This is a genomic window from Acinetobacter sp. UBA3025 (genome assembly GCF_002367915.1).
GTDB lineage: Bacteria > Pseudomonadota > Gammaproteobacteria > Pseudomonadales > Moraxellaceae > Acinetobacter.
Genome location: NZ_DFDO01000126.1, coordinates 1 through 9,196, shown reverse-complemented (window position 1 = coordinate 9,196; position 9,196 = coordinate 1). Strand labels below are relative to the sequence as shown.

The 9,196-nt window shown below is 43.1% G+C and carries 11 protein-coding genes; 9 read left to right on the top strand and 2 right to left on the bottom strand.

The genetic code is table 11. From position 1 onward, the window contains the following. Positions 1-50: 50 nt before the first annotated feature. The 6 genes from B4J23_RS05580 to B4J23_RS05555 all read left to right on the top strand — a co-directional run bounded on the left by B4J23_RS05580 (position 51) and on the right by B4J23_RS05555 (position 4,957). Positions 51-1,985, top strand: coding sequence for a lytic transglycosylase domain-containing protein (locus B4J23_RS05580; RefSeq protein ID WP_414631562.1), 1,935 nt, complete (start codon positions 51-53; stop codon positions 1,983-1,985). A 34-nt stretch (positions 1,986-2,019) separates the two neighbouring features. Beyond that, positions 2,020-2,658, top strand: coding sequence for a ribonuclease T2 family protein (locus B4J23_RS05575; protein WP_179992790.1), 639 nt, complete (start codon positions 2,020-2,022; stop codon positions 2,656-2,658). 172 nt (positions 2,659-2,830) lie between these two features. Next, a complete protein-coding gene (locus B4J23_RS05570) occupies positions 2,831-3,817 on the top strand; it encodes a malate dehydrogenase (RefSeq protein ID WP_004786815.1) in 987 nt (328 codons plus the stop codon). A gap of 177 nt (positions 3,818-3,994) precedes the next feature. Further along, the gene (locus B4J23_RS05565; protein ID WP_004786814.1) at positions 3,995-4,273 is read left to right on the top strand and encodes a DUF2789 family protein; all 279 of its coding nucleotides are present in this window, start codon (positions 3,995-3,997) and stop codon (positions 4,271-4,273) included. A 46-nt stretch (positions 4,274-4,319) separates the two neighbouring features. Continuing rightward, positions 4,320-4,583 carry a DUF2789 family protein gene (locus tag B4J23_RS05560; RefSeq protein WP_034704347.1) on the top strand — a complete coding sequence of 88 codons (264 nt, stop codon included), beginning with the start codon at positions 4,320-4,322 and terminating at the stop codon, positions 4,581-4,583. A gap of 116 nt (positions 4,584-4,699) precedes the next feature. After that, positions 4,700-4,957, top strand: a complete 258-nt coding sequence (locus B4J23_RS05555) for a DUF2789 family protein (RefSeq protein ID WP_291359180.1) — start codon at positions 4,700-4,702, stop codon at positions 4,955-4,957. Positions 4,958-5,029: 72 nt separating this feature from the next. Here B4J23_RS05555 and B4J23_RS05550 read toward each other — a convergent pair whose 3' ends face one another. Further along, positions 5,030-5,557, bottom strand: coding sequence for a hypothetical protein (locus tag B4J23_RS05550; protein WP_175966086.1), 528 nt, complete (start codon positions 5,555-5,557; stop codon positions 5,030-5,032). Positions 5,558-5,628: 71 nt separating this feature from the next. Next, positions 5,629-6,231 (bottom strand): 2OG-Fe(II) oxygenase, encoded by a 603-nt coding sequence (locus B4J23_RS05545; RefSeq protein WP_291359179.1) that lies wholly within the window; start codon positions 6,229-6,231, stop codon positions 5,629-5,631. A gap of 113 nt (positions 6,232-6,344) precedes the next feature. On the opposite strand from B4J23_RS05545, the gene B4J23_RS05540 reads away from it, so the two are divergent. The 3 genes from B4J23_RS05540 to B4J23_RS05530 are packed head-to-tail and all read left to right on the top strand — an operon-like array spanning position 6,345 to position 9,165. Beyond that, entirely contained in the window at positions 6,345-7,202 is an 858-nt protein-coding gene (locus B4J23_RS05540; RefSeq protein WP_004786802.1) for a 23S rRNA (adenine(2030)-N(6))-methyltransferase RlmJ, read from the top strand. 37 nt (positions 7,203-7,239) lie between these two features. Beyond that, positions 7,240-8,061, top strand: a complete 822-nt coding sequence (gene pssA, locus B4J23_RS05535; RefSeq protein WP_005233819.1) for a CDP-diacylglycerol--serine O-phosphatidyltransferase — start codon at positions 7,240-7,242, stop codon at positions 8,059-8,061. Positions 8,062-8,085: 24 nt separating this feature from the next. Next, positions 8,086-9,165, top strand: coding sequence for a DUF6670 family protein (locus B4J23_RS05530; protein ID WP_291359178.1), 1,080 nt, complete (start codon positions 8,086-8,088; stop codon positions 9,163-9,165). Positions 9,166-9,196: the final 31 nt, after the last annotated feature.

Sequence of the window (9,196 nt, the reverse complement as noted above, 5' to 3'; positions counted from 1 at the left end):
GCGAAAACTCGATGATAGAAGGCAAATTGATGTTTGAACACACTAAAAATATGAAGAAATATTATAAATTACTAAGCTTGAGTGTGGCGTGTTTCTGTTCAATGAGTGTGCAGGCAGCAGAAGAACAATTTAATGATGCCTTACGCGCGGCAAATGCTGGAAATATCGGACAATTACAACAATATCAGTCTGCCATGCAAAATGATGTCTTGGGCTATTATCCTGAATACTGGATTCTGAACCAGAATCTTGGCTCACAACCTGCCAGTCAAATTATCAGTTTCGCCCAACGTTATCCTCAGTCGGCCATGGCAGAAAAACTCGCAGCCGATTATGTCGAAGAAAAAGTCAAAATGGCTGACTTTTCTACTGCGCAACCAGTTCTGCAATATGTCACCAATGCCGATCCGGCTGAAGCCTGTGCAGTTGCACAAGTCCGTGCCAAAAGTGGCGATCAGCTGGTTTATGCTGAGTTTAAGGATGTTTGGCTAACCACCAATTCTCAACCTGAGTCTTGTACAGGCTTGGGACGCATGATGTTATCCAGTCCGCTTATGACCAATGAAGACCGCCAGCAGCGTTTGTGGGTGCAATTACGTGCTGGTCAGTCTGGACAGGCTATTGCCACTGCACAAGGTTTAGGGCTTAACCTGTCTCTGGCTCAGCTCAATACGATTCAGGCCAATCCAACCAATTATTTATGGTCAGCCCCTAAAAGTACTGCCGCTGATCATGCCTATCTGATTTATGCGTTGGGGCGTCTGGCAGATAGCGATCTTGATTCAGCAATGTCCATTGTAAAACGTACTGCTGAAGGCACACCGGTACAAGTACAAAAAACACTATTCAGAACTGTGGGTTATATCGGCGGCACTACGGTAATGAAAAATAACTTCAACCGTGAAGTGCTGAACTATCTGGATGCCAGCTATGGTTTGCCATTTAGTCCGGAAGAAGCCGAAATTTATGCCCGTCAGGCGATTCGTTTTAGTGCCTGGGAAAGTCTGATTCGTGCCATTGATGCCATGAGCGTGAACCAGAAACAGGAAGACCGCTGGCAATACTGGCTGGCACGTGCCAGTGAACAGCGCACAGATCGCGCTTCAAAACAGGCAGCAGAAAGTATCTATAAAAAACTGGCAGTCGGCGAGGATTATCATAACCTGCTAGCACGGGATAGATTAGGCCAGTTAACGGCTTCTACACCGAACTCGGCACAGCCATCCAGTCAGGCCATGCAACGTCTGAATCAGGATATTCATTTCCGCCGTGCTTTTGCCTTGCGTAATATTAATGCGCCAGAAAATTATATTAACCGTGAATGGAACTGGGCAGTTCGTCAGGCTTATTTAAGAAAAGATGACGATTTACTGTTGGCAGCAGCCAAACGTGCGATGGATATGGGCTGGTATGACCGTGCCATTTATGCAGCAGATCGTACTGCGGACAAGCATAATTACAACTATCGTTATCCGATGCCACATCAGAATTATGTCGTGAGCCATAGCCGTAATGCCGGCATTGATGCTGCCTGGGCTTATGGTTTGATGCGTCAGGAAAGCCGGTTTAATACCGGCGCACGCTCTCATGTGGGTGCAGGCGGTTTGATGCAGATCATGCCGGACACCGCCAAACTGGTCGCTCGTCAAATGGGTGAAGCCTATAACCCGGCAGCCTTAACTGATATGAACACCAATATCCGTTACGGAACTTACTATTTATCAACAATTCAGCGTCAATTGAGCAATAGTCCAGTACTGGCTACAGCAGGTTATAATGCCGGCCCGAACCGTGCCCGCCGTTGGCAACCCGAATTCCAAAGTATTGCTGCGGATCAATATACCGAAACCATTCCTTTACTGGAAACGCGAGATTATGTGAAACATGTCATGACGAACGCGACATATTACGGTATTTTATTGGGACAGGGCGCACAATCGGTCGGTAAGCGTATGCAAGCCATTCCGTTACGTAATACACCATAGCATTCAAAAAATCTAAGGGAAGGATAGTTTGTTGATCAAGGGAATAAGGGGTGCTCAAATTTCTGCTGGATGGGCTGCACTTTTATTTTTAGCAGCAAGTCCAGCTGCCTTTGCATTGCCAACGGGTTATGTCATGGACATCCAGATGGTACCGGCACTTTGCAGTCTGGATCCGGCCTACAGTAAAAAAAGAAAATGTCTTGAAGGTTATTCCCTAAATATTTCCGGTCTCTATCCTCAAACCACATCAACACATTGTACTACTACCAGTTCTGCGAAGTTACCGCCTTTGCAGGCTAAAGTGGTGGCCCGTATCATGCCGGATGAAAATACCCGTGCATTGCTCTGGCATAATATTGGCGGTTGTATTCCGATGAATGCCACGCAGTATTTTCGTACTGTGATCAATCATGCTGATCGTCTGAAAGTTCCTGAAGAACTCACCGAGCAGGAAAGCCATACCGTTTCCATTGATATGCTGCGTTCCAAATTTCTGAAAATCAATCCGCAACTACCTTCAACAGCATTGCGCTTTAATTGTCATCAGACCCGCGCATCCAGCCTGCTCACCTCGATTCAGGTCTGCTACAACGCCAATGGGGGTTATAAAGGCTGTCCCGCAAACATTATTAATACATGCCCAAAAACTGTTACAATAAAAGGGACATACTAAGCTTTTTAGTCAAATTAATTTATATTTCCTATCATACTTTTGTTGAAATCCATTTTCTTTTACATGCATCTCGCAGAGGATTGGAGTACAATCTTTGCCGTTTATGATTATTAAGATTAGATAGAACAGCTATTTAATCATTATGACGATCCTCTCAATTGGAGATAATTACATGAAGCAACCTGTTCGCGTTGCCGTTACTGGCGCTGCTGGTCAAATTGGTTACAGCCTATTATTCCGTATCGCAAGCGGTGAAATGCTTGGTAAAGACCAACCAGTTATTCTTCAATTATTAGAAATTCCTGTTGAGAAAGCTCAGCAAGCGCTTAAAGGCGTAATGATGGAACTAGACGACTGTGCTTTCCCATTATTGGCGGGCATGATCGGTACTGATGATCCTAAAGTAGCTTTCAAAGATGCAGACTATGCTCTATTAGTTGGTTCACGTCCACGTGGTCCTGGTATGGAACGTGCTGATCTGCTTAAAGTAAACGGCGAAATCTTCATTGGTCAAGGCCAAGCACTGAACGAAGTTGCTAGCCGTGACGTTAAAGTTCTTGTTGTAGGTAACCCTGCTAACACTAACGCTTACATCGCAATGAAATCTGCTCCAGATCTTCCAGCGAAAAACTTCACAGCAATGTTGCGTCTTGACCACAACCGTGCATTAACTCAACTTGCTCAAAAAGCGGGTGTTGCAGTTTCTGACATCGAAAACATGACAGTTTGGGGTAACCACTCTCCAACAATGTATGCTGACTACCGTTTTGCTAACGTAAACGGCGAAAGCTTGAAAGACAAAATCAACGATGCAGCTTGGAACAAAGACGTATTCCTTCCAACTGTTGGTAAACGTGGTGCTGCGATCATCGAAGCACGTGGTTTGTCTTCTGCTGCTTCTGCTGCAAACGCTGCAATTGACCATATGCGCGATTGGGCTCTTGGCACAAACGGCAAATGGGTAACTATGGGTATTCCTTCTGACGGTTCTTATGGTATCCCTGAAGGCGTAATGTTCGGTTTCCCTGTAACTACTGAAAACGGTGAATACAAAATCGTTCAAGGTCTTGAAATCGACGAATTCAGCCGTGAACGTATTAATGTTACACTGAACGAGCTTGAAGAAGAGCGCGCTGCAGTTGCTGACATGATCAAATAATTTAATCTTTTAAGATTAAATTAAAAAAAGCACTCCATTTGGGGTGCTTTTTTATTGCTATTTCTAAAAAATTTAAAGAACAAAAAATAACATCTTGTGAAGGAGGGACAACTGAACTTTGTGAGTAGCTCATCTAGTTTAATAAGAAGAATCATCAACAAAAGAGGAGGTACTGAGATGTTAGAGCAGCGACCTACCATGGAACTTTTTTTTGAGCAACTCGGTTTGGATTCAAGCCCGGAAGCAATCGATGAATTTATTAAAACCCACCAGATTGGGATGGATGTCCCCTTACACAAAGCTCCTTTCTGGACCAAAAACCAGCATGATTTTCTGATTGGCCACTGGAAAGAAGATGATGACTGGGCAATTTTCGTAGATGTACTCAATGAGCAATTGCATATTGAGGCAGAGGGAAGTGGTTCTTGTGATCTGCCTTCTTCTAAGCGTCAATAATATTTTCAAATCAATGAACTGATTATTTTTATGATGGAGTGAGCGAATGGTATTAGAACAGCAAGTGTCTTTAGAATTATTATTTGAGCAATTAGGCTTGCCTGCTGATGAAGCATCAATTGATGAATTTACCAAAAATCATCAGCTACCATCAGAAGTGATTTTGCCGGATGCAGATTTCTGGAATGAGGGGCAAAGCGCTTTTCTTCGCGAACACTGGCATCAGGATGATGAATGGATCGTAATCATTGATAAATTGAACCAGCTTTTACATGTCGAAAGTGATAAAGAAGGTCCTGAAAACACTTAAGGGTTCTTTATACAAAAAGACACAACAAAACCTAGTCCTTTGACTAGGTTTTTTTTGTCTTATCTTATAAGTTAGTCCTATAAATAACTACAATATATCTGATATAAGGAGGGCATATGCTCGGGAAGAACCAACCATCCTTAGAAATGTTATTTTCTCAACTTGGCCTGGCTAACAGCCCAGCGGCTATCGAGCTTTATGTGCGTACTCATCAGCTACCTTCCCATATGTCATTGCATGAAGCACCTTTCTGGAATAAAGCGCAGCGTTCATTGCTAATTAGTCATTTGGTACAGGATGATGACTGGGCAATCTGGATTGATGAACTGAATCAGCAATTGCATCTGGATGCAGATCGACGCCGTCTGGCTTGAGTCAATTAAATTAATTCATAAAAAATGCCTCATCAATGTGAGGCATTTTTTATAAGAACAGATTTTGTTGTTCTAGTGCATACGGCTACGCAGAATCTGAATAAACCATTCCAGTTGACGATATTCATCAAATGCCGGATGCTGGCCTACCAGTTCATGGTCAAAATGGGCCGTTTTACTGTATTTATTTAGCCAGTGACGAGTCATGGCAGGCTCTTTCTTACTGGCAGATGCATAAGCCAGGAAGAAATAAATATCCGCATGCTCATAATTGGTCATCGGTTTTAGAATCTGCTGAGTAATGAGCGCATAACGATCTTCTTTGGTCAGCTCAAAGTAGATCATATAGGCTTTGGCCAGATGCAAAGACAGATTGATATACAAATCCAGGGGCATTTCTTCAAATTCAATCCGGCCCTGCTCCAGCAGAACAATCGCTTCTTGCAGGAAATGCACCTGCTCTTGACGTAACTGGCTAATAGTCACCAGTTGCAAACGAAGATCAGCCCGTTCAAGCGCCAACTCAGGCGTATTGCCATTTAAAAACAGCTGATCTGTTTCACCAATGCGTGTAATGATCTCTTTGGGGGTTGGTCGCATGAACGCAGTCCTCATATCTCAATGATTGCTATATGAGGCTGAAAATTGAAATTTAAAGCGTTGAAAAAGGATTAGAGTAAACGGGTATCACTTCTTAACCAGGCGGTGATTGATAAACGTTGATGTTTGGCTTTTAAAACTTCGTGCATTAAATCACTTTGGAAGAATGCAATACGGTTTGGTTTAGGCTGGATAATATGCCATTGATCATTTTTATCCTGCAGATGTAGTTCGCCGCCCCAGTTATCTTGCCAATCATCATGCAGATAATAAACCGCAGAAATCATCCGGCCATTTTTGCCTTGAGGATTATCGCGATGCAGGGCATAGAACTCACCCGCATTATAGCAGGCAAAATGGGCTTCCACATCTTTAATGCCGAGGAAGAAAGCGCGGTTCAGCTCATGACCTAAGGCCTGTAAGGTTTGCACATGCTGGTTAGAAATTTCCAGATCTTCATTGAGCCAGAGAATGTGATCACTGCGGATATTGCTAACTACGCCATTCTGAATGGCTGCATCACGAAAGCGTTCCAGATTGCTGGTACATTCAGCAATCAGCTGTTCAACATAGGATGGGGCATAAGCATTGTCGATCATGCTAAAACCATACTGATCTAGATCATCAAGAATCTGATCAACTGGCCAGGTTGCCGGGAGTTGAACTGCTTCCATAGAAACTCACCTAGAAGGGTAAATTGGGGTCGCGCTATTCTATGTAAGAATCGGGTCTGAACGAAACTATTTTTCATGTTAAAATAGCGGTTGATATTAGGAATTAATGAAACATGAATTACCGTCACCATTACCATGCTGGCAACTTTGCCGATGTCATGAAGCATGTATTGTTGCTTCAATTATTGACTCGACTCAATGCAAAAGATAAACCATATCGCTATGTAGATACACATGGTGGTGCAGGTAAATATGATTTATCCACCTCTGAAGCGCAAAAGTCAGGGGAATTCCTGAACGGTATTCATCGTCTGATCAAGCTGGATGATTCGGTCAAGCGTAATGCGCCAGAAGGTGTACAACAATATTTAAAAATTGTTGAGAAAATGCGTGAAAACTTTGGTAAAGGTGCATATCCGGGTTCACCTTGGTTTGCACTGGAAGGCATGCGTGAAATTGACAAGGCCACCATTTTTGAAATGCAGCGTGATGTGTTCCAGCAGTTACGTCATAACATTTTTGACAAACGCGCCGGTTTGCATGAGCGTGATGCGTATGAAGGCTTGCTCGCAGTCATTCCACCGAAAGAAAAACGTGGTCTGGTGATGATCGATCCGCCGTATGAGCTGGAGCGTAAAGACTTCCCACAGCTGGTTGAATTACTGGTTGCTGCTTATAAAAAATGGCCGACAGGCGTATTTGCAGTTTGGTACCCAATTAAAGACCGTGCCATGATTGAACGTTTCGAGAAGAAAATGTTCAAGACCGGGATTCGCCGTCAGTTGGTATGTGAAATCTGTGTATGGCCAGATGATACACCAGTGGGTTTAAATGGTTGTGGTTTACTGGTGATTAACCCACCTTGGAAGTTCTCTGAAGATGCAGACGAAGCGCTGCAATGGTTATTCCCGCATTTGCGTATGCAGGAAAATGGCGGTCATGCAGCAGTTCGTTGGTTAGTAGGCGAATAATATTTTAAAGATCGGGTCATAGTTAGGATCGACAAGAATGACAAGTACAAATAAGCCGGAACACGAATCTTCGAAAGATTTGCCATTTGATGGCATCACCTTCGAGGTGGAAGAGGTAGAGCATACCCAGGAAGGGCAAAGAGTTAAGCGTCGAGGTATCTATCTGTGGCCTAACCTGATTACAACCGCTGCGTTGTTATCAGGCTTTTACTCGATTATTGCCAGTATGAATGGCGAATTTCAGCAAGCTATTTATGCCATTTTCTTGGCAGCTTTATTTGATGGTCTCGATGGTCGTGTGGCACGTGCGATTGGGGCACAAAGTCCATTCGGTGAACAGTTCGACTCACTATCCGATATGCTGGCATTTGGGGTGGCACCGGCTATTTTGATGTATAGCTGGGGATTAAGTGATTTAGGTCGTATCGGGCTGGCGGCTTGTTTTGTCTATACGGCTTGTGCGGCTTTCCGTCTGGCACGCTTTAACGTTCAGATTGGCGTAGTGGACAAACGTTATTTTATTGGCGTTGCGAGTCCATTAGCAGCCGTCATTATTATTTCACTGGTCTGGGTAGGATTGGACTTCCCGGCTGTGTTTGATATTCGTGATTTTACTGTACAAATCATTAATGCTGCAATTATTGTAATCGTTGGCTTATTGATGATTTCTAATATCAAATACTATTCATTTAAAACCGTAGAGCGTAGACGGGTACCGTTTTTCGTGTTGCCGATCGCGGTGTTTATCTTTGCAGCGATGACTTATAATATTCCGGTAGGGATTCTCGTGATCTCTGTCATCTATGCCTTGTCTGGTTTCCTTACAACCTTTATGGCAAAAAGACAGAGTACCTTATAACAATATAAAAATAAGGAGTTTGAGATGCAGTTTCTTCAAGATTTTCTAGATCGTTCGAAACACCTGAATCAGACTCCTGCTGTTTCCCAGTATAATCTTGTCTATCATGGGCCAAACCAGAAATATAAAATTATTCATCAGGGCCTAACGCTTCCTGATCTGCCTGCACCCCTTCATTATCTTAATTTTCTGAGTATTATTGGTCAGCCTAATGCACCGATGTTGGCTAACCCGAGTGCTATTCAAACCAATGCACTGGATACAGCCACAGTAATCTGTAGTACCAGTCCGCATATGGCGGGACAATTAAATTGCTATTCAATCAAAAAGGATTGCAAGTTTCAGTATGGCCTGTTTCAGTTTCTAGATCGTGAAAAACTGACGGGCGACTTTCCACATTTTCGTTTACAACGTTTTGATTCTGAACTGGGCTTTGATCTCAGCATCCATACGACCAATCTGATTTCACACTTTACCCAAATGCGCTTTGCACTGGCTGATCATTGGTCTTTGCTTTGTTATTGTCAGGGCACCTTACATTATAAAGATCAGAAATACCTTATCGAGAGTTTAGGTAGTTTTGAATTTGCACGAAGCTTTAATTTTCCCTATTTGCCTTTAGCCTTTCTGACTTATCAGATTATTAATCTGAGTGAAGGACGGCAATTATTGTTGGCACAAATTCGAGATAGTCTGAACAGCATTGTGCAGTCACGAATTTATCTGCGTGACTTGAAAAATATGACCAGTCAAATGTTCGATCAAAAAGTCTATTTCAAGGTGCATCGTGTTTATCCGAGTGTGACTACTCCAAATGGGCAAAAGATGTATCTGCCGCGTGAGTTTGAATGGTGCTATGAAGATGGCAAAGGAATGCAGATCTGGCTGCAGGGACAAAGCCGAGGAGATTTCAAATTTGGTCTGGCTGCGGGTTATGTTGGAAGCTTTAATTACGAAGTTAGAATTAATGGCGAGACTGAGCATGGGGACGGGGGCTACTGTGAATATATAGATTGCCGCTCCTTGCGCTTTCAGGAACACAATAAAAAAGAGAAATTATTAAGTACATTGGCCAATCCTATACCTTTAATGCTCAAAAAATAGGGAAAATCGGCATTTTTGTAGAAATAATAAT

What these genes read in the sequence shown, in the direction of transcription:
- pssA (WP_005233819.1), top strand. Translation starts at nt 7,240, where the DNA reads ATGACAAGTACAAATAAGCCGGAACACGAATCTTCGAAAGATTTGCCA.
- B4J23_RS05530 (WP_291359178.1), top strand. Translation starts at nt 8,086, where the DNA reads ATGCAGTTTCTTCAAGATTTTCTAGATCGTTCGAAACACCTGAATCAG.
- B4J23_RS05540 (WP_004786802.1), top strand. Translation starts at nt 6,345, where the DNA reads ATGAATTACCGTCACCATTACCATGCTGGCAACTTTGCCGATGTCATG.
- B4J23_RS05555 (WP_291359180.1), top strand. Translation starts at nt 4,700, where the DNA reads ATGCTCGGGAAGAACCAACCATCCTTAGAAATGTTATTTTCTCAACTT.
- B4J23_RS05570 (WP_004786815.1), top strand. Translation starts at nt 2,831, where the DNA reads ATGAAGCAACCTGTTCGCGTTGCCGTTACTGGCGCTGCTGGTCAAATT.
- B4J23_RS05565 (WP_004786814.1), top strand. Translation starts at nt 3,995, where the DNA reads ATGTTAGAGCAGCGACCTACCATGGAACTTTTTTTTGAGCAACTCGGT.
- B4J23_RS05560 (WP_034704347.1), top strand. Translation starts at nt 4,320, where the DNA reads ATGGTATTAGAACAGCAAGTGTCTTTAGAATTATTATTTGAGCAATTA.
- B4J23_RS05545 (WP_291359179.1), bottom strand. Translation starts at nt 6,231, where the DNA reads ATGGAAGCAGTTCAACTCCCGGCAACCTGGCCAGTTGATCAGATTCTT.
- B4J23_RS05550 (WP_175966086.1), bottom strand. Translation starts at nt 5,557, where the DNA reads ATGCGACCAACCCCCAAAGAGATCATTACACGCATTGGTGAAACAGAT.
- B4J23_RS05580 (WP_414631562.1), top strand. Translation starts at nt 51, where the DNA reads ATGAAGAAATATTATAAATTACTAAGCTTGAGTGTGGCGTGTTTCTGT.